Source organism: Amycolatopsis rifamycinica (assembly GCF_000695625.1).
Classification (GTDB): Bacteria; Actinomycetota; Actinomycetes; order Mycobacteriales; family Pseudonocardiaceae; genus Amycolatopsis; species Amycolatopsis rifamycinica.
Genome location: NZ_JMQI01000068.1, coordinates 214373 through 240072, shown reverse-complemented (window position 1 = coordinate 240072; position 25700 = coordinate 214373). Strand labels below are relative to the sequence as shown.

The window sequence follows — 25700 nt, the reverse complement described above, 5'->3', positions numbered from 1 at the left end:
CCTCACCCGCTTTCAAAATAGCGAATCCGGACGGGTTTCGTCAGGCGTTCGGGTTGAGCACCCGGGCCAGGAACTCCTTCGTCCGCTCCTCGCGCGGGCTCCCGATGACCTGGTCGGGCGGCCCCTCCTCGACGACGACCCCGCCGTCCATGAACAGGACCTTGTCCGCCACCTCGCGCGCGAACTGCATCTCGTGGGTGACGACGACCATGGTCATGCCGTCCTTGGCGAGCTGCTTCATCACGCCCAGGACGTCGCCGACGAGCTCCGGGTCCAGCGCGGACGTCGGCTCGTCGAACAGCATCAGCTTCGGCTGCATCGCCAGCGCCCGGGCGATGGCGACGCGCTGCTGCTGCCCACCGGACAGCTGCGCCGGGTAGTTCTTCGCCTTGTCCGCGAGGCCGACGCGCTCCAGCAGCTCGTGCGCCCGCTGCCGGACCTGGGCCTTCGGCTCGCGCCGGACCTGGATCGGCGCCTCCATGACGTTCTCGAGCGCCGTCATGTGCGGGAAGAGGTTGAAGCGCTGGAACACCATGCCGATGTCCTTGCGCTGGAGCGCGACCTCCTTCTCGCGCAGCTCGTGCAGCTTGTCGCCCCGCTCCTTGTAGCCGACCAGCACGCCGTCGACGTAGAGCCGGCCGGCGTCGATCTTCTCGAGGTGGTTGATGCAGCGCAGCAGGGTCGACTTGCCCGAGCCGGACGGCCCGATCAGGCAGAGCACCTCCCGCTCGTGCACCTCGAGGTCGATGCCCTTGAGGACGTCGACGCTGCCGAAGCTCTTGCGGATCTTCTGCGCGGAAACGACCGGGGTCATCGGGCTCCTCCGCTGGCGCCGGAGCCGAACCGGAAGCCCAGCATCCGTCCCGCCCACCTCGTCTTCGTGGCGACCTCACGCGAAGTGCCGCGTGAGAACCGCTTCTCGATCTGGACCTGGACGACCGTCAGGATCGACGTCATGAACAGGTACCAGGCCGCCGCCGTGATCAGCAGCGGGACCGTCTTGTAGTTCTGCGAGTAGATGGTCTGCACCGCGACCATCAGCTCGAAGTAGCCGATGACCACGACCAGCGACGTCGTCTTCAGCATGGAGATCGTCTCGTTGCCGGTCGGCGGGATGATCACCCGCATCGCCTGCGGCAGGATGATCCGCCGCAGCGTCTTCGTCCGGCTCATGCCGAGCGCGCTCGCCGCTTCCAGCTGGCCGGAGTCGACCGACTGGATGCCACCGCGCACGATCTCGGCCATGTACGCGGCTTCGTTGAGCCCCAGGCCGAGCAGTGACGCGGTGAACTGCGTGATCAGCTGGTTGGTGTCCCAGCTGACGAACTCCGGGCCGAACGGCACCCCGAGCCCGAGCCGGGGGTAGGCCAGCGCCAGGAAGTTCCAGATCACCAGCTGCGTGATCAGCGGGGTGCCGCGGAACAGCCAGATGTAGACGGCGGCCGCCCCGGACATCAGCGGGTTCGGCGACAGCCGCATCACGGCCAGCAGGATCCCGCCGAGGATCCCGATCAGCATCGAGATCACGGTCAGGATCAGGGTGTTCTGCAGGCCCCGCAGCACCCGGTCGTCGAAGAGGTAGTCCCCGACGACCGGCCACTGCAGTGCGTCGTTCGTGATCACGCTGCGGACCACGATGAACGCGAGGAAGAGGATGACCACCCCGGCCACCCAGCGCCCGTAGTGGCGCACCGGGACGGCCTTGATGGGCTCCGCGTCGATCGGCGCCCCGGTCGGAGGCGCTTCGGAGGAACTCACGAACTACGTCCTAACTCGACAGACTCAGGAGGCCGGGTTGATCTCCGACTTGGTGACCGCGCCGGCGGCGTTGAGACCCCACTTGTCGAGGATCTTCTTGTACGCGCCGCTGTCGATCAGCTTCTGGATCGCACCCTGGACGGCCTTGCCGAAGTCACCGCTGTTCTTCGGCAGCACGATGCCGTACGGCGCCGTGTCGTACGGCGCGCCGACCGACTCGAGCTGGCCGTTGGTCTGCTTGACCGCGTAGTCGATGACCGGGGAGTCGGCCAGCTCGCCCTGCACGCGCTTGGCGGTGAGGGCCAGGTTGACGTCGGTCTGGGCCTGCAGCTGCGTGATCTCAATGGCGGGCTTGCCCGCGCCGGTGCAGGCGGCGTTCTTCTTGTCGAGGTCCTCGACCTGCGTGGTGCCCTTCTGGACGGCGACCTTCTTGCCGCACAGGTCGTCGGCCTTCAGGCCGTCCGGGTTGCCCTTCAGCACGGCCAGCGAGGTGCCCGCGCTGTAGTAGGAGATCATGTCGACCGACTGCAGCCGCTCGGCGTTGATGCTGAACGACGACATCGCCAGCTCGTACTTCTTGGCGCCGATGCCGGGGATGATGCCGTCGAACGCGGCGTTCTGGAAGTCCATCTGCACGCCGAGCACCTGGCCGATGGCGGTGCCGAGGTCGACGTCGAAGCCGGCCGGCTTGCCGTTGTCGACGAACTCGTTCGGCGGGTAGCTCTGGTCCTGGCCGACCACGATCTTGCCGTCGGCCTTCACGTCGGCGGGCACCATGGCGGCCAGCGCGTCGTCCTTGGCGACCGCGCCCACGTCACCCGATGCGGTGCCCGGGGCGGCGGCGGAGGTGCTGCTGCCGACGTTGCCCGCGCCGCTCCCTCCCGCTCCGCACGCCACGGTCAAGCCGACCAGGGCGAACGCAGGCAGCAGGGCGATCGCCTTGAGCTGGGTTCCTCGGGGCACGTCGTCACTCCTTGTAGTTCTCAGGTTCTGAGAGCACGCATATTGCCACTCATCCATACCAAAGCACAGCACCGTGAAGTTACAGCGATGTTTAGAGGAGCGCGCGACTGTCGCGTCCGGAGCGCGCGGTGGGTGAGGATGTCGACCATGAACGCCACCCCGCCCCGGCTGCCCCCGTCCGGTCGACGCGCGCGGAAGACGGCGACCAGCCGGATCACCCGTCCGGGAGACCGGTTCGAGGGATACCTCTCGCCGGCGCGGCCGCACGCCGGCGCCTACGACGAGATGTTCGCCGCCGACGGCACGGTCCGCGGCCCGTACCGGGCGTTGTACGAGTCGATCGCGGCCCTCGACGCGCACGACCTGCAGTCCCGCTCCCAGGCCCTGGACCGGGCGATGGTCGACCAGGGCATCACGTTCTCGCTGTCCGGGCAGGAGCGGCCGTTCCCGCTGGACCTGGTGCCGCGGGTGATCCAGGCCGCCGAGTGGACGAAGCTCGAGCGCGGTGTCGCCCAGCGCGTCCGCGCGCTCGAGGCGTTCCTCGCCGACGTCTACGGCGACCGGCAGATCCTGCGCGACGGCGTGCTGCCGCGGCGGCTGATCACCTCGTGCGAGCACTTCCGCCGGGAGGCGTTCGGGATCACCCCGCCGAACGGCGTGCGCATCCACGTGTCCGGAGTGGACCTGGTCCGGGACGAGGAAGGCACGTTCCGGGTGCTGGAGGACAACCTCCGCAACCCGTCCGGGGTGTCGTACGTGATGGAGAACCGGCGCACGATGGCCCGGGTCTTCCCGGACCTGTTCGCCCAGCACCGCGTGCGACCGGTCGGCGACTACGCGTCGCACCTGCTCCGGGCGCTGCGCGCGGCGGCCGCGGCGAACGTCGCCGACCCGACGGTCGTCGTGCTCACGCCCGGCGTGCACAACTCGGCCTACTTCGAGCACTCGCTGCTGGCCCGGCTGATGGGCGTCGAGCTGGTCGAAGGCCGCGACATGTTCTGCCGCGACAACGTCGTCTACCTGCGGACCACCGAGGGCGAACGCCAGGTCGACGTGATCTACCGGCGGATCGACGACGAGTTCCTCGACCCGGTGCACTACCGGCCGGACTCGGTGCTCGGGGTGGCCGGCATCCAGAACGCGGCCCGCGCGGGCAACGTGGTCGTCGCGAACGCCATCGGCAACGGCGTCGGCGACGACAAGCTCGTCTACACCTACGTGCCGGAGATGGTGAAGTACTACCTGAACGAGAAGCCGCTGCTGCCCAATGTGGACACCTTCCGCTGCTGGCTGCCGGACGAGTTCGACCACGTCATGGCCCACCTGGACGAGCTGGTCGTGAAGCCGGTCGAGGGCTCCGGCGGCTACGGGATCGTGTTCGGGCCGGAGGCGACCGCGGCGGAACTGGCGTCGCTGCGGCGCAAGGTGCGGGCGAACCGGCGCGGCTGGATCGCGCAGCCGGTGGTCCAGCTCTCGACCGTGCCGGCCAAGGTGGACGACCGGCTCGCGCCGCGGCACGTCGACCTGCGGCCCTTCGCCGTCAACGACGGCAAGGAGATCTTCGTCCTCCCCGGCGGCCTGACCCGGGTGGCGCTGCCGGAGGGCAGCCTGGTCGTCAACTCTTCGCAAGGCGGCGGCTCGAAGGACACGTGGGTGCTGACCTCCCGGGCGTCGACGGCCGAGCGGGAGCTGGCGCAGCCCGCGCTCGGCGCGATGTCCACTGTGGATGGACTGGTCGCCGAGCAGGGCCCGGAGCTCACGACGTCCCAGCAGCAACAGCAGCAACAGCAGAGCTAGGGAGGTTTCGCATGCTCGCCCGCAACGCGGAGTCGCTGTACTGGATCGGCCGGTACGTCGAACGCGCCGACGACACCTCCCGCATCCTGAACGTCTCGGTCCACCAGCTGCTGGAGGACGCCACCGTCGACCCGGACCACGCGAGCCGCCAGCTCCTGGCCGTCCTGGGCATCGACCCGGAGGGCGCGGAGTCGCTCGACGTGTGGAAGCTGACCGAGCTGGTGGCGTACGGCAAGGACAACCCGGCGTCGATCGTCGGCTCGATCAACTCGGCGCGCGAGAACACGCGCGGCGCCCGCGAAGTCGTTTCGACCGAGCTGTGGGAATGCCTGAACGCGACGTGGAACGCGGTGCCCGACCGGCAGCGCTACGCGCGGCGCGCCGGACCGCACGCGTTCCTGTCCTTCGTCGAGGAGCGCGCGGCGATGTTCGCCGGGCTGGCCGATTCGACGATGAGCCGCGACGACGGCTGGCTGTTCATGGTGCTGGGCCGCTCGATCGAACGCGCCGACATGGTGGTGCGGCTGCTGCTGTCCCGGGTCGCCGATCGCGCGTCTTCGCCGGGCTGGATCACGGTGCTGCGCTCGGCCGGCGCGCAGGACACCTACCTCAGGACGTACCGGGGTGCCCTGGACGCCGGCCGCGTCGTGCAGTTCCTGTTGCGGGACACGCTGTTCCCGCGCTCGGTGTTCCACGCGCTGCGGCAGGCCGAGGAGTGCCTGCAACAGCTCGACCCGGGTGGCGGCCCGCGCACCAACGAGAAGTCCGAGGCCCTGCGCGAGCTCGGCCGGGCCCGCAGCGAGCTGGAGTTCCTCCGCCCGTCCGAGCTGCTCACCGACCTGCCGCGGCGGCTCGCCGCGCTGCAGACGTCGATCAGGGAGATCGGGGAAGCGGTTTCGATGCAGTACTTCAGCACGTCGCCGTGGGTGGCGTGGAGCGGCGCGGAGGTTTCGCTGTGACGTGGCAGCTGCGGGTGGCGCACCGGACGGGGTACCGGTACGCGACACCGGCGACGCAGTCGTACAACGAGGCCCGGCTGACCCCGCGCTCCGACCGCCGCCAGACCACGGTGGCGACGCGCATCGAGACGACCCCGGCGACCCGCGCCTACCGGTACACGGACTACTGGGGCACGGTGGTGACGTCGTTCGACCTCCACGCGCCGCACACCGAGTTCACCGTGCTGGCGACCTCGGTGGTCGAGACGGCGGACGAAGCGGAACCGATCCGCACGGCGTCGTGGAAGGACCTGCGGTCCGACACGGTCGTCGACCACCGCACCGAGTACCTGACCCCGACCGACTACACCCCGCGCGACGTCACGCTGGCCCGCGAGGCCCGTGCGCTGCGGCGCGGGCTGGACCCGGCGGACGCCGTGCTGGCCGTCTGCGAGTGGGTGAACCAGCAGCTCAAGTACCAGCCGGGAACGACGGGCGTCCACTCGACGGCGACCGATGCCTGGCAGGCGCGCGAGGGCGTCTGCCAGGACTTCGCCCACGTGACGCTGGTGATGCTGCGGGCGATCGGCGTTCCGGCGCGGTACGTCTCGGGGTACCTGCACACGAAGCCGGACGCGAAGCTCGGCGAGGTGGTCGAGGGCGAGTCGCACGCGTGGGTCGACGTCTGGACCGGCGGCTGGTGGGCGTACGACCCGACGAACGCGATCCCGGTCGGTCCGCGGCACGTGTGGGTGGCCATGGGCCGGGACTACGCGGACGTGGCGCCGTTGAAGGGGATCTTCACCGGCGGCGGTCAGTCCACTTTGGACGTCTCGGTGCACCTGACCCGGCTGGCCTAGAGCAGGAAGGTCCCGCCCGCGGCTTCGGCGACCTCGGCGCCGAGGGCGGACGCCGGCGTGTGCGCGCCGAGTTTGCCCTCGCCGCGGGCCAGGCGGGCCGCGACCTCGGCCACGACCGCGTTGGTGAAGTCCATGGCTTCGTCCGCGCGGAGCCAGCCTTCGCGCGTCGTGCCGTCGGGCCAGGTCACGACGGCGTGCCCCCACGTGTGCGTGCGGGGACGGGGTGCGGCCTTCGTGCGGACCGCGGCGAGCCGCCGGACCGCGAACCGGCGCACGGCCGGGATCGACACCACCCGGCCGAGCAGCGGGAGCAGGGCCCGGACCACCGGGGCGGTCGGGGCGAGCCCGGAGAACACCGTGACGTCCGCCGCTCCGCTCGCGCGCTGGGCGGCGACCAGCTCGCCCGAGTCGATGCCCGCCACCTTCGCCGTCTCACCGTCCGGCAGGACAAGGGTGCGCGGCTTGGCGCCCCGAGCCGAGACCGCGGTCATGGCGTCGACGATGCTGGCGGCCAGCGCGACCCCCACGGCACCTGCTTCGACGGCGACGGACGCCAGCGCGTCGACCTGCACGCGGCTCGGCGTTTCGCGCCCTTCGCACAGCTTCGCCACGACGGCTTCCGTGGCCAGGACGCCGAAGCCGGCGCCGGTCACGAACGTGCTGCCACCGGACAGGGCCTCCTCGTGCAGGTCGAGCAGCCGCGAGACGGCGACGAGGTCCGCGGCCATGTCGACGTAGTGCCCGCCGGGCAGGCACGCCCGCGCGATCGTCGCGGCCGTGGTGGCGTACTCGCCGATCGTGTTGACGACGACCGCCGGCCGCTGCCGCCGGATCTCCGCCGCCATGGCCTCGGCGCCGTCGGCGACGACGTACTTCGAGCCGCTCGCTTCCAGGCGTTCCCGGTTGCGCCCGACCAGCACGACCGGCAGGCCCCGGCGCTCGAGTTCCGCCGTGATGCCCCGGCCGGTGCGGCCCGCCGCTCCCAGCACCCAGATCTCCATGACGACCTCCAGTGACGTCTCAGTGTGTCATCACCGACCCTAGCACGTGATGACACACTGAGACGTCAGTTAGGCTGGGGCGTGGCCAGATGGGATCCCGGGACCGCGGACCGGCTGCGGAAAGCCGCGCTGGAGCTGTACGCCGAGCACGGCTACGACGCCGTGACGATCACGCAGATCGCCGAACGCGCCGGGATCACGCGCCGCTCGTACTTCCGTTACTTCCCCGACAAGCGCGAAGTGCTCTTCGCGGGCGCGGAGCAGCTGCCGCCCGCGGTCGCCGAAGCCGTGCTCGCCGCCGAAGAAGGCGAGTCGCCGTTGCGCACGGTCCTCGCCGCGCTGGCCGACGTCGGCACGCGGGTCGCGCAGGCCGTCGACCCGTCGCCCGAGCGCCGGGCGATCATCGCGGCCACGCCCGAGCTCCAGGAACGCGAGCGGAGCAAGGGCGCGGCGATCACGACGGCGATCCGGGACGCGCTCGAGCAGCGCGGAACCCCGCCCGAGCTGGCGAAACCGGCGGCGCAGGTCGCGGCGATCATCCTCGGCGACGCCTTCGACCGCTGGATCGACGCGGGCGGCACCCAGGACTTCCCGGCCTACCTCGACGCAGCCACCGCGGCCTTCCGCTCGGCCTGCGGCGGCACTTTCACGTGAAAGTGACCTGGAGGACCCACCTCCGTGTCACTTTCACGTGAAAGTGACCTGGAGGACCCGCCTCCGTGTCACTTTCACGTGAAAGTGGCGGTCAGCCGCGGGCGTGGGCGTCCAGGATGTGCGCGACGGCCTCGGTGACCTGCTGGGCGTAGCCGAGGTGGAGCCACTCGTCCGGCACGTGGATGTTCGAGTCGGCCCCGCACGCGCCGGTGACCAGGAACTGCGCCTCCGGGTACTTCCGCGAGAGCAGGCCCATGAATGGGATCGACCCGCCCATGCCGGTCGCGCGGTGGGGACGGCCGAACACCTCGTCGCTGACCGTGCGCAGGGCCGTCGTCAGCCACGGCGACTCGGTCGGCGCGTTCCAGCCGTTTTCCGCCTGCGGCGAGCCGAGCGTGACCTTCGCGCCGTACGGGACGTCGGTGGTCAGGGCGCGCTTCACGGCTTCGAGCGCCTTCTCGGCGTCTGCCGTCGGCGGGAGCCGGAAGCTCAGCGTCAAGGTCGTGCTCTCGCGCAGGACGTTGCCGGCGTCGGCGGGCTTCGGGAAGCCGTCGGCGCCGATCACCGACAGCGTCGGGCGCCACGCGTTGTTGAGCATCAGCTCCAGCGCGTCCTCGGTGATCACGCGGCCGCCTTCGACCAGCGGGAAGGCCTTCGAGAGCGCCTCCGGGAAGTCCTGCGAGACGGCCTTCAGCTCGGCCAGCCGGTTCGCCGGGACGTCGACCTTGAGCTCGTCCAGCAGCAGCTCGCCGGTCGCGCTGTCCTCGAGGCGTTCGATCAGGTGCCGCAGGATCCGGAACGAGCTCGCGACGACGCCCGACGCGATGCCCGAGTGCTGGGCCGACCCGAGCAGCTGCACGGTGACGTCGAGGTGCAGCATCCCGCGCAGGCTCGTGACCAGCCACAACCGCTCGTAGTCGCTGCCGCCGGCGTCGAGGCAGATCACCAGCGACACCTCGCCGATGCGGTCGGCCAGGTGCTCGACGTAGGCGGGCAGGTCGGGACTGCCGGACTCCTCGCCGGTCTCCAGCAGCAGCACGATGCGGGCGTGCTCGCCGCCGGCCGCGTGCACGGCTTCGATCGCCGTCGTCGCCGCGTAGCCGGAGTAGCCGTCGTCGACCGAGCCGCGGCCGTACAGCCGGCCGTCGCGGATCACCGGGGTCCACGGGTCGAGGCCTTCGGACCAGCCGCCCACCGGGGGCTGCTTGTCGAGGTGGCCGTACATCAGGACGGTGCCCTTGTCCGCCGCGCCCGGGGTCGCCGGGACGTCGACGAGCAGCAGCGGGGTCCGGCCCTCGAGCTGGACGACCTCGAGGCTCGCGCCGGGCAGGTCACGCCCGGCGATCCACGCGCGGACGTGGTCGACGGCGGCGGCGAGGTGGCCGCTCTTGGCCCACTCGGCGTCGAAGGCCGGGGACAAGGCGGGGATCGCCACCAGTCCGGACAGGCTCGGGACGACGTCGTCGGTCCACGACGTCACGACGGATTCACGCACGGATTTCTGCTCCACGTGGCCCATCGTGCCACGCGCGCCCCGGCGTGCCGCACGTCACAACGGTGTCGCCGGCGCGGGTGATCAAGCGATCACGCGAAGCGCGCCGCGCCTGGTGGGCGCGCGCGCCGATTCCCTACTCTCGTAGGTCCGATGCTCGGGCTTCCTAACGTTTCCCCTGTTCAGAGCGCCTTTCTCAGCAACAAATCAGCATCCGTGACTCACCAAAACGCGGACCTTCGTGCCAGGATGTCGGCGAGAACCGTCAACGCCGACGGTGACCGAGCGCTTCGGACCCGATGCGCTGGTCCCGCCGGTGCAGTCGCTGTGGTCGCCACAAGCGGCCGCCAGAGGCACCGACACCAAGGAGTACAGCGCATGCCGTCCGAACAGTGGACGCACCCGGAGCCTGGAGACGGCCCCGCCGCGGTCGCGGCCCAGCCCTCTCCCGAACAGGTGATCGCCGGATTGCGAGCGACCAGCGAAGGTGGCGCTGAGCTCACTCAGCTGCTCACCCCCGAAGGCGAACGGGTTCCCTCGCCCCAGTTCGACAAGTACGTCGAGGACGTCGACGCCGAAGCGCTCCGCGGCCTGTACCGCGACATGGTGCTGGTGCGGCGGGCCGACCGCGAGGCGAACGCGATGCAGCGCCAGGGCCAGCTCGGCATCTGGGTCCCGCTGCTCGGCCAGGAGGCCGCGCAGATCGGCTCCGGCCGCGCGCTGAAGGCCAACGACATGGCGTTCCCCAGCTACCGCGAGCACGGCGTCGCGTACGCGCGCGGGGTCGACATGAAGGACCTGCTGGGCATCTTCCGGTGCACCGACCACAGCGGCTGGGACTACCAGCAGCACGGTTTCCACCCGTACACCATCGTGATCGGCAACCAGGTGCTCAACGCCGCCGGCTACGCGATGGGCCAGAAGTTCGAAGGCAAGGTCGGGGACGACGACGGCGAAGCGACCATCTGCTACTTCGGCGACGGCGCCACGTCGCAGGGTGATGTCCACGAAGGATTCGTCTGGGCCGCCGTCTACGACGCGCCGCTGGTCTTCTTCTGCCAGAACAACCAGTGGGCGATCTCCGAGCCGACCGAGCGCCAGTCGCGCCTGCCGCTGTACCAGCGCGCCCGCGGCTACGGCTTCCCCGGCATCCGCGTCGACGGCAACGACGTCCTGGCCTGCCTGGCGGTGTCGCGCTGGGCGCTCGACGAGTGCCGCCACGGCAACGGCCCGGTGCTGATCGAGGCGTTCACCTACCGGATGGACGCGCACACCACGACCGACGACCCCACCCGCTACCGGCTCTCCGACGAGCTGGAGGAGTGGAAGCTCAAGGACCCGATCGAGCGCGTCCGCGCGTACCTGGCCCGCGGCGGCTTCGCCGACCAGGCGTTCTTCGACAAGATCCAGGAAGAGGCCGACGCGTTCGCCGCCGACCTGCGCGAGTACACGTTCAACATGCCCGAACCGCCGCCCGAGAGGATCTTCAGCAACGTCTACGCCGAGGGCAACCCGGTGCTGGACGCGCAGCGCGAAGAGTTCCTGTCCTACCTCGACGGCTTCGTATCGGCGGGTGAGCACTGATGTCCGACCTCCAGAAACTCACCATCGGCAAGGCGCTCAACCTCGGCCTGCGCCGCGCGATGGAAGAAGACCCCAAGGTCCTGATCATGGGCGAGGACGTCGGCAAGCTCGGCGGCGTCTTCCGGATCACCGACGGCCTGCAGAAGGACTTCGGCGAGCAGCGCGTGCTGGACACGCCGCTCGCGGAGTCCGGGATCATCGGCACCGCGGTCGGCCTGGCCGTGCGCGGCTTCCGGCCGGTGTGCGAGATCCAGTTCGAGGGCTTCATCTTCCCCGGCTTCGACCAGATCTCCTCGCAGCTGGCGAAGCTGCACTACCGGACGCAGGGCAAGATCAAGATGCCGGTCGTGATCCGGGTGCCGTTCGGCGGCGGGATCGGCGCGGTCGAGCACCACTCCGAGTCGCCGGAGTCGCTGTTCGCGCACATCCCCGGCCTCAAGGTCGTCTCGATCTCCAACGCCGTCGACGCCTACTGGGGCATCCAGCAGGCGATCAAGTCGGACGACCCGGTGCTGTTCTTCGAGCCGAAGCGGCTGTACCACTCGGGCGCGCTGCGCGCGGAGATCGACGTGGCCGGGACACCGGCGCAGGTGTTCTCTTCGCAGGTCGTGCGCGAAGGCACGACGGCGACGGTCGTCGCGTACGGCCCGTCGGTGAAGGTCGCCCTGGACGCGGCCGCCGCGGCCGAAGACGAAGGCAAATCCCTCGAGGTCATCGACCTGCGGACGCTCTCGCCGCTGGACCTCGGCCCGGTGTTCGAGTCGGTGCGCAAGACCGGGCGGCTGATCGCGCTGTCGGAGGCGCCGTCCGAGTCGTCGCTGACGTCGGAGATCGCCGCGCGCGTCCAGCAGGAGTGCTTCTATTCGCTGGAATCGCCCGTCCTCCGGGTGACCGGGTTCGACACGCCGTACCCGCCGGCCAAGCTCGAGGAGCACTACCTCCCCGACCTGGACCGGGTGCTGCACGCCGTCGACCGCTCACTCGCCTGGTAAGGGGGATTTCCGCGCAATGCCCACGTACAAGCAATTCCCCCTGGCCGACACGGCGGAGGGGCTGACCGAAGCCGACATCCTGTCCTGGCACGTGAAGCCGGGCGACACGGTGACGGTGAACCAGATCGTGGTCGAGATCGAGACCGCGAAGGCCGCCGTCGAGCTGCCGATCCCGTGGGCCGGAGTGGTCACGGAACTGCACGTCGAGCCGGGGCAGACGGTGGAGGTCGGCACGCCGATCCTCACCATCGACGTCGACCCCGGTGGTGCGGCCGCTCCCGCCGCCGCTCCCGCCGCCCCGGCTCCGGCCGAGGAAGAGGAGATGAAGCCGCTGGTCGGCTACGGCTCCAAGGCCGTGGTCACGCAGCGGCGGGCCCGGAAGGGCGCTGAGCCCGCTCCGGTGGCCGCTGTTGCCGCGCCGCCCGCTCCCGTCGCCCCCGCTCCGGCGGCTCCGCGCGGCGGGTACGTCCCGCTGGCGAAGCCGCCGGTGCGGAAGCTGGCGAAGGACCTCGGCGTCGACCTGCACGCGCTGACCGGCACCGCGGACGGCGGTGTCATCACGCGTGAAGACGTCGAGCGCGCCGCCAACGGGACTCCGGTCGTCACGTCCACCGTGGACAGCGGAACGCGCGAGCGGCGCGTGCCGATCAAGGGCGTCCGGAAGATGACCGCGGCCGCGATGGTGCAGAGCGCGTACACCGCTCCGCACGTCACGGAGTTCCTGACCATCGACGTCACGCCGATGATGGAGTTCCGCGAGAAGCTGAAAAAGTCGCGGGAGTTCGCCGGGGTCAAGGTCACGCCGCTGACGTTCGCCGCGAAGGCCGTGTGCCTGGCGGCGAAGCGCACTCCGGACGTCAACGCGGTCTGGGACGAGCAGGCGCAGGAGATCGTCTACAAGGACTACGTGCACCTCGGGATCGCCGCGGCCACCCCGCGCGGCCTGATCGTGCCGAAGGTCCGCGACGCCGACTCGATGTCGCTGAAGGAGCTGGCTCAGGCACTGACCCAGCTCACCGAAACGGCCCGCGAGGGTAAGACGTCCCCGGCGGACATGGCGAACGGCACGATCACGATCACCAACGTCGGCGTGTTCGGCGTCGACACCGGCACGCCGATCATCAACCCGGGTGAGTCGGCGATCCTGTGCCTCGGCGCGATCAAGGACCAGCCGTGGGTGGTGGACGGCGAGATCAAGGTCCGCAAGGTGCTCCAGCTGTCGCTGAGCTTCGACCACCGGGTGGTCGACGGGCAGCAGGGCTCGGAGTTCCTGGCCGACGTCGGCGCGCTGCTGGCCGACCCGGCCATGGCCATGACGTACTGAGTTTCCGCAGGTGAAGGCCGCTTTCGGGCGGCCTTCACCTTTACTCATTTGACGGAGTGAGCACTCACTCCGCACAATGGACGTCATGACACCAGCATCCGAAACCCGGCGAAGAGCGCCGGGCATGAGCGTCGAGGCCCGGCGCGCCATGATCGTGCACGCGGTGCTGCCGCTGCTGATGGAGCACGGCGCGAACGTCACGACCAGCCAGATCGCGCGCGCCGCCGGCATCGGCGAGGGCACCATCTTCCGCGCGTTCAAGGACAAGGACGAGCTCTTCGACGCCTGCACCGCGGAGGCCCTGCGGCCCGACCACGTGCTCGACGCGATCGCCGAAATCCCCGTCGACCAGCCACTCGAAGACCGGCTCGTCGAAGCCGCCGAAGCGCTCGGCGCCCACCTCGAGCGGATGGGTGCGCTGATGGGCGCCCTGCACGCGTCCGGACGGCACAAGCACCGCGACCCCGAACAACGGCTCAAGGACCAGCGCGGCACCTGGAAGGGCGGCCGCCGCGAGTCGATGGCCGCCATGCGCGGGGCGATCGAGGAACTGTTCGTTCCCGACAAGGACCGCCTGCGGCTGCCGCCCGAGCAGCTGGCGTCGCTGTTCCTGACCCTGTTGTTCGGCGGCCGGCGGCTGGCGCCGGACGTCGAGGCGCCCACCACGCGCCAGGTGGTCGACGTCTTCCTGCACGGCGCCGTGGAGGTCCCGTGATCCCGGGCGGCGGGGGCGGCTTGGAGTCCGTGCTCGCCCGGCGCGGCCGGCGGCGGCACGCCGTTACGGTGCCGGAGAGCGGGCTGACCGGGCCCGTCGACATTCCCGAGCCGAAGCAGGACGACCAGCCGAAGGACCTGCGCTCCCGGCTGAAGCGCGCGAAGACGTCGGTGGCGGGCACAGTCCGCGGCCTGCCCAAGGTCGTCAAGCTGACCTGGCAGGCCAGTCCGGTTCTGACGATCCTGCTGGCGCTGATCACGCTGCTGTCGGGGCTGCTGCCGACGGTGACCGCGTACGTGGCGAAGCTGTTGCTCGACGCCGTCGTCGCGGCGATCCAGGGCAAGGGCACCACGGGCGACATCGTGAACGTCGCGCTGTTCCAGTTCGGCGTGCTCGCCGCGACCGCGATCAGCAGCTCGCTGACGTCGATCGCGCAGTCGCTGCTGCAGGAACGCATGACGCTGACCATCCGCCACCAGGTGATGGCGCACGCGAGCGAACTGCACCTCGCGTACTTCGAGGGGTCCGCGTCCTACGACATGCTGCGCCAGGCGGCGCAGGAAGCGCCCATGCGGCCGCTGTCGATGATGAACTCCGCGCTGGGGCTCGTGCGGACGCTGATCACGTTCGGCAGCATGGTCGCGCTGCTCGTCTCGATCAGCCCGCTGCTGGCCCTGGTCGCGCTGGTGGCGCCGATCCCGGCGTTCATCTCGCAGTCCAAGTACGGCTCGCGCGCGTTCTGGCTGACGTTCCTGATGTCGCCGATCAAGCGGCGGATGGATTACCTGTCGTCGCTGGTCACCACGGACACCTACGCGAAGGAGACGAAGCTGTTCGGGCTCGGCCCGTACTTCGTCGACCGCTTCCGCCGGCTGGGTGTGGTGTCGTACGAGCGGCAGCGGAAGCTGACGATCAACCGCAACATCAGCTCGACGGCCTGGGGGCTGTTGAGCACGTTCGCGGGCTCGGCGATCGCGCTGTACATCGCCCTGGAAGCGGTCGGCGGCCGGCTCACGCTGGGCGACCTGGCGTTGTACACGGCCGCGGCGACGTCCGTGCAGACGTCGGTGTCCGGGCTGTTCACGGCGTTCTCGGGGATGTACGAGAACAACCTGTACCTGGACACGCTGTACCGGTTCCTGGACACGAAGCCCGAGATCACGGCGCCCGCGTCACCCCGGCCGTTCCCGTCTGTCGTGGACGGTCACATCGAGTTCGATTCGGTCACCTTCGCCTACCCGGGTTCGGAGGAGCCGGCGCTGGAGGACGTCAGCTTCGAGATCCGCCCCGGCGAGACGGTGGCGGTGGTGGGCCGCAACGGCGCGGGCAAGTCGACGCTGTTCAAGCTGCTGTGCCGGCTGTACGACCCGACGGAAGGGCGCATCCTGCTGGACGGCGTCGACATCCGCGAGTACGACCCGGTGGAGCTGCGCACGCGGATCAGCGCGATGTTCCAGGACTACGTGACGTACCAGGGAACGGCGGCGGAGAACATCGGCCTCGGCGACCTCACGCGGCTGGAGGACCGTCCGCACATCGAGGACTCGGCCCGCCGCGCCGGAGCGGACGAGCGCATCGAGCGGCTGCCTTCCGGCTACGACAGCCCGCTGGGGAGGTGGTTCGACCAGGGCGTTTCGCTGTCCGGCGGGGAGTGGCAGAAGATCGCGCTGGCCAGGGCGTTCCAGCGCGAGGCGCCGATCTTGATCCTCGACGAGCCGACCTCGGCGCTGGACGCCCAGGCCGAGCACGACCTGTTCGCGCGCCTGCGTTCGCTGTCCGAAGGCCGGACGACGCTCTACATCTCGCACCGGTTCTCGACGGTGCGGCAGGCGGAGCGGATCCTGCTGCTGGACCGCGGGAAGGTCGCCGAATACGGGACGCACGAAGAGCTGATGGCGGCGAAGGCGGGGTACGCGGAGCTGTTCACGCTGCAGGCGCAGGCGTACTTGGACGAAGTGCCGGGCTGAGCAGAACCTTGCCGGCGCCCTCACGGCTCTCGACGCGGGCGTGCGCCGCGGCCACCTCGGCGAGGGGGTAGGTCCGGTCGATCACCGGGATCAGCGTGCCGTCCGCGACGAGGCCGAGTGCCTCGGCGCGGGCGGCCGCGACCCGCTTCCCGTAGGCGTCCGGCCCGCCGAAGCCGATCAGGGTGATCCCGCGGGCGAGCAGGCCGGCGACGGGGAAGACCGGGAACTCGCCGCTGAGCATGCCGTAGGCGAGGATGCGCGCGTGCGGCGCGAGCTTCGCGGTGAGCTCGCCGGCGCGCGGGCCACCGATCGACTCGAAGACGACGTCGATGCCGTCGGGTACCTTCTGCCGCCAGTCCGGGTCGCGGTGGTCGACGTCGGCCTGTTCGTTCCCCGCGGTGGTGACGACCCGCGCACCCCTTCGTCCGGCCAGCCGGGCCAGGTGGCCGCCGATCGCCCCGGACGCGGCTTCGACCAGCACGGTCTCTCCGGCCTCGACGTCCGCGGTCTCGATCAGGGCGAGCGCCACGGAGGCCGGGACAGCGGCGGCGACGGCCTGCGCGGAGGTGAGGCCATCGGGCACAAGCGTGTACTCGCTCGCGGCGACGACCTCGGCGTACGCGCCGCCGGTGTAGGACATGGTGACGACCCTTTTTCCCCTCAGGCTCGGATCGTCGGCGTCGAGGACGATCCCCGCGGCCTCGTGCCCGAAGATCGACGGCTGCCCGGCCGGGAGCAGCCCGGACCGCAGCTGCGTCTCGTAGAACGGCACCGCGATCGCCTCGGTCCGGATGAGGACTTCGCCGGGGTTCCGCGTCGGTTCGGGCCGGTCTTCGACCTTGAGGACTTCCGGGCCACCCGAGCCGTACTGCACCACTGCCCGCATCGCATTCCCCTAACTGGACCATCGGTCAACTTACGGTCTCCTACTATATGGACCACCAGTCAACTTGTCGAGGAGCTTCATGGAGCGCGCTGACGCAGCCCGCAACCGCCAGGCGATCCTGCGCGCGACCGAGGAGCTGTTGTCGACGCACGAGCTGTCCGACGTGTCGATGGACCGCGTCGCGGCCGCGGCCGGCGTCGGCAAGGGGACGGTGTTCCACCGGTTCGGCAATCGGGAAGGCCTGATGCGAGCCCTGGTGGAGTCGCGGGTCGAGCAGCTTTCCGCGGCGTTGACCTCGGGCCCGCCCCCACTCGGCCCGGGCGCACCTCCGGCTTCGCGCTTGGCGGCGTTCTTCGACGCGGTGGTGGAGCTGGCTTCGAAGAACGTCAAGGTGATGGCGGCGTTCGAGCAGGCGTCGACGGACCGGCTGAACAGCCCGGTGTACGTGGCGTGGCACGCGCACGTGTCAGGGCTGATCGCGGCGGCGTCACCGGGGCTGGACGCGGACTTGGTGGCCCACCTGCTGCTGGGCTCGTTGCACAGCGACCTGGTCCTGCGGTTCTTGAAGTCCGGCGAGACGGATCGGCTGGCCGCGGGACTGAGGTCGATGATCGAGACGCTGCTGCGCTGACCCGGGGTGCGGCCGGGAGCAAATCGGACAGCTCGTTCGTTGACCGGGTATGGCTGTCGCGTTCCTGCTCTACGTCATCGCCGAGATCGCCGCGATCTGGGCGGTGGGTTCGGCTGTCGGCGTGCTCGGCACGCTGGGCCTCCTCCTGGCGGGCGCGTTCTTGGGCTCCTGGCTGGCCCGTCGCGAGGGCGGCAAGGCGATGAGGGCCTTCACAGCCGCGGCCCGCTCGGGACGGCCGGCGGAGAAGGAACTCACCGACGGGATGCTGGTCGGTCTCGGTGGCGTGCTGATCCTGGTGCCCGGGTTCGTCAGCGACCTGCTGGGGTTGTTGCTGATCCTGCCGCCTTCGCGGGCCGTGGCTCGTCGGTTGTGGTTGAAGCGGATGGAGAAGCGGGCGGTGAGGTTCGCCAACCGCCGTCGTGGGCCGGTGATGGTGGTGGACAGCGAGGTGGTGTCCGCGGAGGAGCCACACCGCCGCGACCAGCCGACGGTGATCGAAGGCCGGGTCGTGGAGAACTGATCACGCGTGCACGCTGCGGTGGTACTCGAGGAACTCGCTGCCGAGGTTGTGGGACTCCTGCACGGTCAACACGCCCACCGGCTGGCCATGACGAACGATGGTCAGGTCCGGGTCGATGACAATCGCCCCGCGGTCGAACTGCACGTGGCAATTGGGACAGAGGCAAAGCACGTTCGGCGGCAGGTCCGGGCCGCGGTGGAGACCCCCGAGCGCCTGGATGTGCGCTCCTTCTGAGTATCCCCGGCCGTCACCCACGAGCAGGCGGACACTGCAGATCTGACAAGTGTGGTCGTACATCTTCTTCACGTACTCCACGACCTCGGTGGAGCGGACAGTTCGTTGCGTGACGACCTTCTTGCGTTCCGGCTGAAAATTGCCGACGGGTGCTTCACCGTGGTGCAGTTCACCTGACAACAAGACATCTTGCCTGGCGAAGGCGACGTCCACGCCGACGCTCATCTTGACCATGCGGAACCGACAAATCTGGTAGCCACCCTGACCCGCCACCAACGCGGCATCGTCGACTCGAAACAGACCGTCGTAGCGGTAACCCGAATCAGGAGCGTACGGCGACTTCCGATCCGCACCGCGTACGACCCGTACCGGAGCACCGGTCAGCCAACTGGTGCGCAGGGCGGCGTTCCCCGAGGCTTCGAAGGTCTGATCGGCATTCTGCCGACCGCGGCCATCCCGACCTCCGTGGCCGGTGTAGAGCAACTCATCTCCGTGATCGTCGTCGTCCTCGTAACCGCCGGACGACACGATGGATTCAGCACCCGTCTTTGCAGTTCCTACAATCCCCGCCTGAAGCGCACGGTGGACGCCACTCGCCGCCACCTCCGCCCGGCTGGCGAACACTGCACCTTCCGGATAACCGGGGATTTCGCCAATGCCGGGCGCAAGGCCCGCGGCTGACATGACGTTGAGGTCCCGGAAGTCAAAGCCCAACCCGGTCAACCGCGCGACGACGGTCTGCAATCCACCGCTGAACTCTCCGGCCGTGAGGGCCTGGCCAGTCGCATACCCGTGAGCCGCGCCAAGCAGAGCCTTCGAGTCGTACTGCTTGCCGCCATAGAGCACGACATAGCGCCGCGACTGGCCGAAGCCGTACTTGTCCAAGAACGCATCACGGCCGAGGTCATCGAACTCGGCGATAGCTTTGTGGACATGCTCCTGGTACACGTCGGCAAGACTCATAGCACCACCCTAAGGTGGGACACCGACAGTTTGCTGTCACCAGCCTGCGACAGCTAGTCCACGGACGGCTTAGGGATGTCGAAGTAGCTGGAGAACCGCACGGCCGGGGCGTACTCGCCCTTCACCTTCACTCGGCCCGTCACGAACATCGCCGCCACTGCGGCGTTGCCGGTGGCCATCCTGATGAAGTCGTCCACCGCCAGGGTGATCGTCGTGTCCGGGGTTCGGGACAGGTCCGTTGACGAGACGCACATCCCGTCCTCGATCACCGTCTGGAAGCGGTCGTAACCGTCTTCTCCTGAGCCCTCCGAGAAACGCCAGGAAACCACGCAATCCACGTGGCGTGCCCGGGCCGGTGAGAAATGCTCTGACATTCGGCGGAAAATCTCGTCCAAAAACACCGAGCGCAGCTCTGGGTGGTCCGCGATCGCCCTCAGTTGTTCGCGGGAGGCTCGGCGGACCACGTCCACCAGGACGTCCGTCGACAGGGAACTCAGCTCGATGCCGGCGCCCGCGGAGCCCAGCATGTGCAGGGTTTCCAGGACCTGGACGAACTGGGACGGCGTCAGGTTAGCGATGACCAGCTTCTCCGCGAACGCGTTCACCACGTGGCCGCCGCGGGCTCGGTGGGGGCGCGGGAGGCGCCATTTCGCTTTTCGGGGCACGGGCGGACTATACGGGGTGCGGTAGGTCGAAGAAACCGATCAAGCCGGCCGCGAAAGCCAGGTCGCCCTTTACCTTTATCCTCCCCGTGACGAACAGCACCGCTGGGGTCGCTTGGTGCGTTACGAGACGGAAGAAGTCGACCGGCGCGATCGTGATGGTGACTCGCGGAGCTGAGTGCATCTCGCGGCTGACCGTGCACGATCCGTGCGAAATCGCCGTTTCGTAGCGGTCGTAGCCGCCTTCGCCCACTCCGCCGGACAGGCGCCAGTGGACCACCGCGTGCAGGTCGCGGGCTCGGTCCGGCCGGATGTGGGCGCCCATGCGGGCGAAGATCTCGTCCAGCACGCGCTCTCGCAGCGCGCGGTCCGCGACGACGCTCTCCAGCTGCGCGCGCGACGCCGAGGCCACCAGGGACGCGAAACGGGCCGGCTCCACCTTGCTCAGGTCGAACGCCGGTGCGCGGGATGCCAGCGTGACCAGTGCCTTCAGGAACCGCCGGAAGTCGTCCTTGCGGAGCTCGGCCGGGTCGAGAGCCTCCACCAGCGCGTTGACGTCGAGGGCGTGCCCCTCGGGGCTCAGCGGGTCGAGCCGCTCCAGTTCGTCGAGCAGGGCCGCTCCGCGGAGCTCCGCGATCCGATCGGCGCTGGTCATCCCGGCGTTTTCGGCCATGGTCACCCCTCTCCCAGTTACTCATGCGTAAGGCTACCCGTCAGTAGGTAGGCGGGCAAGCGTGCCGAAATCACCCTGACGGGTCCACTGCCGGTACCGTCTCCGGGCAGCAACGAGGAGGTCCAGCGTGTCAGAGGAAGATCAGCGTCCGCCCGAACGGGCCAGGCGGCTGCCGCGTGCGGTGCGCGAGCGGCAGATCCTGGACGCGGCCGTCCAGGTCTTCTCGCGGCACGGCTACCACGCCGCGTCGATGGACGAGATCTCCGACGTGGCCGGGGTGTCGAAGCCGATGATCTACACCTACCTCGGCTCCAAAGAGGACCTGTTCGGCGCGTGCATCCGCCGCGAGGCGACGCGCCTGCTCGAGGCCATCCAGGCCGGCGTGCAGCCCGACCTGCCGCCGGACATGCAGCTCTGGCACGGCCTGCGGTCCTTCTACCGCTTCGTCGCCGAGTACCGCGAGTCCTGGACGGTCCTGCACCGCCAGGCCCTCACCGTCGGCGGCGCCTTCGCCGCGGAGATCACCGACATGCGGGCGCGCGCGATCCAGCTCGTCGCCGCGCTCGTCGTGTCCGCCGGCACCCGCAAGGGCGTCGGCGAGCAGGCGGAGTTCTCCGGCGAAGGGCTGGCCGCGTCGCTGGTCGGCGGGGCCGAGTCGCTGGCCGACTGGGCGCTCGACCACCCCGACATCTCCGACGGCGTCCTCGCCTCCTGGCTGATGAACCTCGTCTGGCTGGGCTTCAACGACCTCATCGAGGGCGCCGTCTGGAAGCCGTCAGAGTGAGCTGATCGTCCCTTCCAGGTGCGGCTTCGACTTGCTCCACAGCTCGAACGCCCAGCCGTCGTCCACCGCCCAGGACGTGAAGGCCGCTTTGGCCGGCAGCAGCACCGGCTGCTTGAAGCGGACGTCCACCGTGAACGCCTCCGGCAGCCGGCCTTCGAACGCGGCCAGCGCGTGGGCCTTCGTCCACATGCCGTGGGCGATCGCCTTCGGGAAGCCGAACAGGCGCGCAGTCAGCGCGTGCAGGTGGATCGGGTTGCGGTCGCCCGAGACCTCCGCGTAGCGCCGCCCGATGTCGCCCGGGACGCGCCAGATCGCGTCCGGGGTCGGCGGGGCCAGCTGGTCCCGCCGGGAAGAACCGGAGCCGGCGCCGCGACGCAGGTACGTGCTGACGTCCGTCCACACCTGGTCATCACCGGCCCAAGCTTCGCTGATGACGTCGAACTGACGGCCCTTCTCGTGCGGACGCAGGTTCTCCGCCCGCACGCGGATGGTCAGCGGCTCGCTCACCCGCAGCGCGCGGTGCTGGGTGATCCGGTTCGCCACGTGAACCATGCCGAGCAGCGGGAACGGGAAGCCCGGCTCGGTCATCAGCGCCATCTGCAGCGGGAACGCCAGCATGTGCGGGTACGTCGCCGGCAGCTCGTCGCTCAGCCGGAAGCCGCACACCGTGTTGTACGCCGCCAGGTGGGCCGGGTCGACGACGACGCCGGTGCGGACCAGCTCCGTGTCCGGCAGCGATGAGCCCGACGGCTTGCGCAGGACGCCGCCGAGCAGCGCCTTCGGGTACAGCGTCGCCAGGCTCGGCGTGCTGTCGAGTTCGCGGATCGCCACGTCACGCCCCCAGCAGGGCCTGGCCGCAGACGCGGACCACGTTGCCGTTGACCGCCGACGACGCCGGGTTCGCGTACCAGGCGATCGTCTCGGCGACGTCGACCGGCAGGCCACCCTGGCCGAGGCTGGACAGCCGCCGCCCGGCCTCGCGGATGAACAGTGGCACCGCGGCCGTCATCTTGGTCTCGATGAACCCGGGCGCGACGGCGTTGATCGTGCCGCCGTACGCCGCGAGCTGCGGCGCGCCGACGTTCACCATGCCGATGACGCCCGCCTTCGACGTCGCGTAGTTCGTCTGGCCGACGTTGCCGGCGATGCCCGCGATCGACGAGACGCCGATGATGCGGCCGTTCTCGTTCAGCACGCGATCGGCGAGGAGCTTGTCGTTCACCGCGAGCTGCGAGGCCAGGTTCACCGCGATCACCGAGTCCCACGCGCTTTCGCTCATGTTGCCCAGCGTCTTGTCGCGCGTGATGCCCGCGTTGTGCACGACGATGTCGACGCCGCCGTGACGCTCCTTCAGGTACTCCGCGAGCTTCGCGGGCGCGCTCGGCGAAGTGATGTCGAGCTGCAGCGACGACCCGCCGACCTTGTTGGCGACCTTCGAGAGGTCACCACCCTGCGCCGGGATGTCGAGCGCGACGACGTGCGCGCCGTCGCGGGCCAGCACCTCGGCGATCGCCGCGCCGATGCCGCGGGACGCGCCGGTGACCAGCGCGACCTTGCCGTCCAGGGGCTTCTCCCAGTTCGCGGGCGGGGTCGCCGTCTTGCCTTCGGTGCCGATCCGGATCACCTGGGCGTCGACGAACGCCGACTTCGCCGAGAGCAGGAAGCGCAGCGTCGACTCCATGGCCTCTTCGGCGCCGTCGGCGACGTACACGAGCTGAGCGGTCGCGCCGCGCTTCAGCTCCTTGCCCACCGAACGGATGAAGCCCTCGAGCGCGCGCTGCGCGATCCGCTCGCGGCCCTCGACCTGCTCCGGCGGGGTGCCCAGCACGACGACCCGGCCGGACGGGCCGACGCTGCGGATCACCGGGTGGAAGAAGTCGTAGACCTCGCGCAGGCGGGCGGGGTCGGTGACGCCGGTGGCGTCGAAGACCAGCGCCGCGTGCCGGTCGGCGGCCGTGGCGATCACCTCGATGCCCGCGTCGGCCAGCTGGTCGCGCAGGGTCTTCTCGAGCCGTCCGCCGGGCGCCGCGCCGAGAAGTGCGGGACCCTCGAGGGCGGGTTGCCCGGGCTGGTACCGACGCAGCGTCGCGGGGTTCGGCAGGCCGAGCTTCGGCACCACGAACTTCCCCACCGGGGTTTTCGTGAACTGCTGGTACCTGTCAGCCATCGGATGCCTCCCGTGCAGTCTGCGTCACGTCGCAGTCTAACCTACTCGCTAGTAGGTTACAGTGTGAGGGACACGACCAGAGAGGTGAAGTTCATGCCGCCGAAGAAGACGCCAGCTGTACGCAAGGTCGCGATCATCGGGGGCAACCGGATCCCCTTCGCGCGGTCCAACGGTCCGTACGCGAAGGCGTCGAACCAGGACATGTTCACCGCCGCGCTCGACGGTCTGGTCAGCCGCTTCTCGCTCCAGGGCGAAGTGCTCGGCGAGGTCGCCGCCGGTGCCGTGCTCAAGCACTCGAAGGACTTCAACCTGGCCCGCGAGAGCGTGCTGGGCAGCAAGCTCTCGCCCGCGACACCCGCGTCCGACGTCCAGATGGCGTGCGGCACCGGCCTGCAGGCGATCGTCAATGTCGCCAACAAGATCGCGCTCGGCCAGATCGACTCGGCCATCGCCGGCGGCGTCGACACCACGAGTGACGCGCCGCTGGCCGTCAACGAGGACCTGCGCCAGATCCTCATCCAGCTCAACGCGGCGAAGACCCTCGGCGACCGCCTCAAGCTCGTCGCGAAGATCCGCCCTGGCCACATCGTCCCGGCGATCCCGCGCAACGAGGAGCCGCGCACCGGCCTGTCGATGGGCGAGCACGCGGCGCTGACGGCGAAGGTCTGGGAGATCACCCGCGAGGCGCAGGACGAACTGGCCGCGAGCAGCCACCAGAAGCTGGCCGCCGCCTACGAGCGCGGGTTCTTCGACGACCTCGTGACGCCGTTCCTCAAGCTCACGCGCGACCAGAACCTTCGGCCGGACTCGACCGCGGAGAAGCTCGCCAAGCTCAAGCCGGCCTTCGGCGGCCCCGAGGGCACGATGACCGCGGGCAACTCGACGCCGCTGACCGACGGCGCGTCGACGGTCCTGCTGGCCACCGACGAGTGGGCGAAGGCGCACAAGCTGCCGGTCCTGGCGTACCTGACGTTCTCGCAGACGGCGGCCGTCGACTACGTCCACGGCGACGAAGGCCTGCTGATGGCGCCCGCCTACGCCGTGCCGCGGATGCTCGCGCGCGCCGGGCTGTCGCTGCAGGACTTCGACTTCTACGAGATCCACGAGGCGTTCGCGTCGCAGGTGCTGGCCACGCTCAAGGCGTGGGAGGACCCGGCGTTCGCCAAGGAGAAGCTGGAGCTGGACGAGCCGCTCGGCGCGATCGACCGGGCGAAGCTCAACGTCAACGGCTCGTCGCTGGCGGCCGGGCACCCGTTCGCCGCGACCGGCGGCCGGATCGTCGCGACGCTGGCGAAGCTGCTGCACGAGAAGGGGTCCGGCCGCGGCCTGATCTCGATCTGCGCGGCCGGCGGCCAGGGCGTCACCGCGATCCTGGAAAAGTAGCTTTCACGTGAAAGTGCCCCTCTCGGGATTCCCGGGAGGGGCACTTTCACGTGAAAGTGCCGGTCAGCTGGGGAGGGCCTTCTGGGCGCGCTTCGCGAGCTTGTTCGCGCGCTTCTCGGCCTTGCGGCTCAGCTTGCCGGCCGCGGCGCCGACGTCCTTGGCCGCGTTCCGCGCGCGCCAGGCCGCCGACGGCTTCCCGTGCGTGTCGGCGACCGCGAGCAGCAGGCCGCCGGCCAGGCTCGCGTTCTTGAAGAACTGGATCTGCTGCTGCTGGCGCTCGCCCGGGTCCTTGAGGGTCCAGAAGCTGTGCGTCGAGAGCGTCGTGGGCACCAGGCTGCCGAGGAGCAGTCCGGCCGCGAGCCGCGGCGCCTTGCCGGCCGCGAGGGCGAGACCGGCGCCGATCTTCACCGCGGCGTCCATCCGGACGAGCGTCACCGGGTCGCGCGGGACCTGCTCGGGGACGACGTCGCCGAACTTCTCGAACGCGTTGTTGAGGAACGGTTCCGCCGCCTTGGCGTGGCCCTCGGCCTGCCTCAGCGCATTGATCCCGCCCGTCACGAAGATCGTGGCGAGCAGGGGACGTGCCACTCGACGGAGTATCACGGTCATAGCCTTCCTCGTACGGGCCGCTGCCTGGTCGAACCTACTCCGTGGATGCCCGCTCGGCCCGGGCTCGAATCCTCATCGGGCTTTCTGGGTGTTTATAGTCCTGACGCTAGATAGCGCTATGGAGCCTTAGCGGTTGACCTTGA

The 25700-nt window shown here is 69.7% G+C and carries 25 protein-coding genes; 13 read left to right on the top strand and 12 right to left on the bottom strand.

Annotated features, from left to right (window positions below; translation table 11 throughout):
- Positions 1-40: 40 nt before the first annotated feature.
- Genes DV20_RS33825 through DV20_RS33815 form a run of 3 tightly spaced genes read right to left on the bottom strand, consistent with a single transcriptional unit; the run spans position 41 to position 2721 of the window.
- On the bottom strand, positions 41-814 hold the full coding sequence (locus DV20_RS33825; RefSeq protein ID WP_043787219.1) for an amino acid ABC transporter ATP-binding protein: 774 nt from the start codon (positions 812-814) through the stop codon (positions 41-43).
- Entirely contained in the window at positions 811-1758 is a 948-nt protein-coding gene (locus DV20_RS33820; RefSeq protein WP_043787218.1) for an amino acid ABC transporter permease, read from the bottom strand. The genes DV20_RS33825 and DV20_RS33820 overlap by 4 nt, the downstream gene beginning before the upstream one ends.
- A 24-nt stretch (positions 1759-1782) precedes the next feature.
- On the bottom strand, positions 1783-2721 hold the full coding sequence (locus DV20_RS33815; RefSeq protein WP_200876554.1) for an ABC transporter substrate-binding protein: 939 nt from the start codon (positions 2719-2721) through the stop codon (positions 1783-1785).
- A gap of 138 nt (positions 2722-2859) precedes the next feature.
- Here DV20_RS33815 and DV20_RS33810 point away from each other — a divergent pair, with 138 nt between their 5' ends.
- The 3 genes from DV20_RS33810 to DV20_RS33800 are packed head-to-tail and all read left to right on the top strand — an operon-like array spanning position 2860 to position 6316.
- The gene (locus DV20_RS33810; RefSeq protein ID WP_043787216.1) at positions 2860-4518 is read left to right on the top strand and encodes a circularly permuted type 2 ATP-grasp protein; all 1659 of its coding nucleotides are present in this window, start codon (positions 2860-2862) and stop codon (positions 4516-4518) included.
- 11 nt (positions 4519-4529) lie between these two features.
- On the top strand, positions 4530-5477 hold the full coding sequence (locus DV20_RS33805) for an alpha-E domain-containing protein (RefSeq protein ID WP_043787214.1): 948 nt from the start codon (positions 4530-4532) through the stop codon (positions 5475-5477).
- Entirely contained in the window at positions 5474-6316 is an 843-nt protein-coding gene (locus DV20_RS33800) for a transglutaminase family protein (RefSeq protein WP_043787212.1), read from the top strand. Before DV20_RS33805 ends, DV20_RS33800 begins: the two co-directional genes overlap by 4 nt.
- Here DV20_RS33800 and DV20_RS33795 read toward each other — a convergent pair.
- Entirely contained in the window at positions 6313-7317 is a 1005-nt protein-coding gene (locus tag DV20_RS33795) for a saccharopine dehydrogenase family protein (protein WP_043787210.1), read from the bottom strand. The genes DV20_RS33800 and DV20_RS33795 overlap by 4 nt on opposite strands.
- Positions 7318-7398: 81 nt before the next feature.
- On the opposite strand from DV20_RS33795, the gene DV20_RS33790 reads away from it, so the two are divergent.
- Positions 7399-7971: a TetR/AcrR family transcriptional regulator gene (locus tag DV20_RS33790; protein WP_043787209.1), complete on the top strand. Its 573-nt coding sequence runs from the start codon at positions 7399-7401 to the stop codon at positions 7969-7971.
- A gap of 91 nt (positions 7972-8062) precedes the next feature.
- Here DV20_RS33790 and DV20_RS33785 read toward each other — a convergent pair whose 3' ends face one another.
- Positions 8063-9481, bottom strand: coding sequence for a M20/M25/M40 family metallo-hydrolase (locus tag DV20_RS33785; RefSeq protein WP_043787207.1), 1419 nt, complete (start codon positions 9479-9481; stop codon positions 8063-8065).
- Positions 9482-9841: 360 nt separating this feature from the next.
- Here DV20_RS33785 and pdhA point away from each other — a divergent pair, with 360 nt between their 5' ends.
- The 5 genes from pdhA to DV20_RS33760 all read left to right on the top strand — a co-directional run bounded on the left by pdhA (position 9842) and on the right by DV20_RS33760 (position 16045).
- On the top strand, positions 9842-11047 hold the full coding sequence (gene pdhA, locus DV20_RS33780) for a pyruvate dehydrogenase (acetyl-transferring) E1 component subunit alpha (protein ID WP_043787206.1): 1206 nt from the start codon (positions 9842-9844) through the stop codon (positions 11045-11047).
- On the top strand, positions 11047-12039 hold the full coding sequence (locus DV20_RS33775; protein ID WP_043787205.1) for an alpha-ketoacid dehydrogenase subunit beta: 993 nt from the start codon (positions 11047-11049) through the stop codon (positions 12037-12039). The genes pdhA and DV20_RS33775 overlap by 1 nt, the downstream gene beginning before the upstream one ends.
- Positions 12040-12055: 16 nt before the next feature.
- The gene (locus tag DV20_RS33770) at positions 12056-13363 is read left to right on the top strand and encodes a dihydrolipoamide acetyltransferase family protein (RefSeq protein WP_043787204.1); all 1308 of its coding nucleotides are present in this window, start codon (positions 12056-12058) and stop codon (positions 13361-13363) included.
- Positions 13364-13487: 124 nt separating this feature from the next.
- Positions 13488-14078: a TetR/AcrR family transcriptional regulator gene (locus tag DV20_RS33765; protein ID WP_043787203.1), complete on the top strand. Its 591-nt coding sequence runs from the start codon at positions 13488-13490 to the stop codon at positions 14076-14078.
- 20 nt (positions 14079-14098) lie between these two features.
- Positions 14099-16045 carry an ABC transporter ATP-binding protein gene (locus DV20_RS33760; RefSeq protein ID WP_084093801.1) on the top strand — a complete coding sequence of 649 codons (1947 nt, stop codon included), beginning with the start codon at positions 14099-14101 and terminating at the stop codon, positions 16043-16045.
- Here DV20_RS33760 and DV20_RS33755 read toward each other — a convergent pair.
- Entirely contained in the window at positions 16002-16931 is a 930-nt protein-coding gene (locus DV20_RS33755; RefSeq protein ID WP_235191054.1) for a quinone oxidoreductase family protein, read from the bottom strand. The two genes, DV20_RS33760 and DV20_RS33755, sit on opposite strands and share 44 nt — an antisense overlap.
- Positions 16932-17010: 79 nt before the next feature.
- Here DV20_RS33755 and DV20_RS33750 point away from each other — a divergent pair, with 79 nt between their 5' ends.
- Together DV20_RS33750 and DV20_RS33745 are read left to right on the top strand one after the other, a co-directional pair.
- Positions 17011-17562 carry a TetR/AcrR family transcriptional regulator gene (locus DV20_RS33750; protein ID WP_043787202.1) on the top strand — a complete coding sequence of 184 codons (552 nt, stop codon included), beginning with the start codon at positions 17011-17013 and terminating at the stop codon, positions 17560-17562.
- Positions 17563-17611: 49 nt separating this feature from the next.
- Positions 17612-18082, top strand: coding sequence for an FxsA family protein (locus DV20_RS33745; protein WP_043787201.1), 471 nt, complete (start codon positions 17612-17614; stop codon positions 18080-18082).
- Here DV20_RS33745 and DV20_RS33740 read toward each other — a convergent pair whose 3' ends face one another.
- From DV20_RS33740 to DV20_RS33730, 3 genes are all read right to left on the bottom strand, one after another.
- Positions 18083-19279 (bottom strand): YDG/SRA domain-containing protein, encoded by a 1197-nt coding sequence (locus DV20_RS33740; protein WP_152603791.1) that lies wholly within the window; start codon positions 19277-19279, stop codon positions 18083-18085.
- A gap of 53 nt (positions 19280-19332) precedes the next feature.
- Positions 19333-19884, bottom strand: coding sequence for an SCP2 sterol-binding domain-containing protein (locus DV20_RS33735; RefSeq protein ID WP_043787269.1), 552 nt, complete (start codon positions 19882-19884; stop codon positions 19333-19335).
- A gap of 67 nt (positions 19885-19951) precedes the next feature.
- Positions 19952-20614, bottom strand: a complete 663-nt coding sequence (locus tag DV20_RS33730) for an SCP2 sterol-binding domain-containing protein (protein WP_200876553.1) — start codon at positions 20612-20614, stop codon at positions 19952-19954.
- A gap of 127 nt (positions 20615-20741) precedes the next feature.
- On the opposite strand from DV20_RS33730, the gene DV20_RS33725 reads away from it, so the two are divergent.
- Positions 20742-21398: a TetR/AcrR family transcriptional regulator gene (locus DV20_RS33725; RefSeq protein ID WP_043787198.1), complete on the top strand. Its 657-nt coding sequence runs from the start codon at positions 20742-20744 to the stop codon at positions 21396-21398.
- Here DV20_RS33725 and DV20_RS33720 read toward each other — a convergent pair.
- Both DV20_RS33720 and DV20_RS33715 read right to left on the bottom strand, forming a co-directional pair.
- Positions 21390-22229 carry a MaoC family dehydratase gene (locus tag DV20_RS33720; protein ID WP_043787196.1) on the bottom strand — a complete coding sequence of 280 codons (840 nt, stop codon included), beginning with the start codon at positions 22227-22229 and terminating at the stop codon, positions 21390-21392. The two genes, DV20_RS33725 and DV20_RS33720, sit on opposite strands and share 9 nt — an antisense overlap.
- Before the next feature lies 1 nt (position 22230).
- Complete coding sequence (locus DV20_RS33715) at positions 22231-23565, bottom strand: 3-oxoacyl-ACP reductase (protein ID WP_043787194.1); 1335 nt, start codon at positions 23563-23565, stop codon at positions 22231-22233.
- Positions 23566-23658: 93 nt separating this feature from the next.
- Between DV20_RS33715 and DV20_RS33710 the strand changes: the two genes are divergently transcribed.
- Positions 23659-24948: an acetyl-CoA C-acetyltransferase gene (locus DV20_RS33710; RefSeq protein WP_043787193.1), complete on the top strand. Its 1290-nt coding sequence runs from the start codon at positions 23659-23661 to the stop codon at positions 24946-24948.
- 63 nt (positions 24949-25011) lie between these two features.
- Here DV20_RS33710 and DV20_RS33705 read toward each other — a convergent pair whose 3' ends face one another.
- A complete protein-coding gene (locus DV20_RS33705; RefSeq protein WP_043787191.1) occupies positions 25012-25557 on the bottom strand; it encodes a DoxX family membrane protein in 546 nt (181 codons plus the stop codon).
- Between the last annotated feature and the right edge of the window lie 143 nt (positions 25558-25700).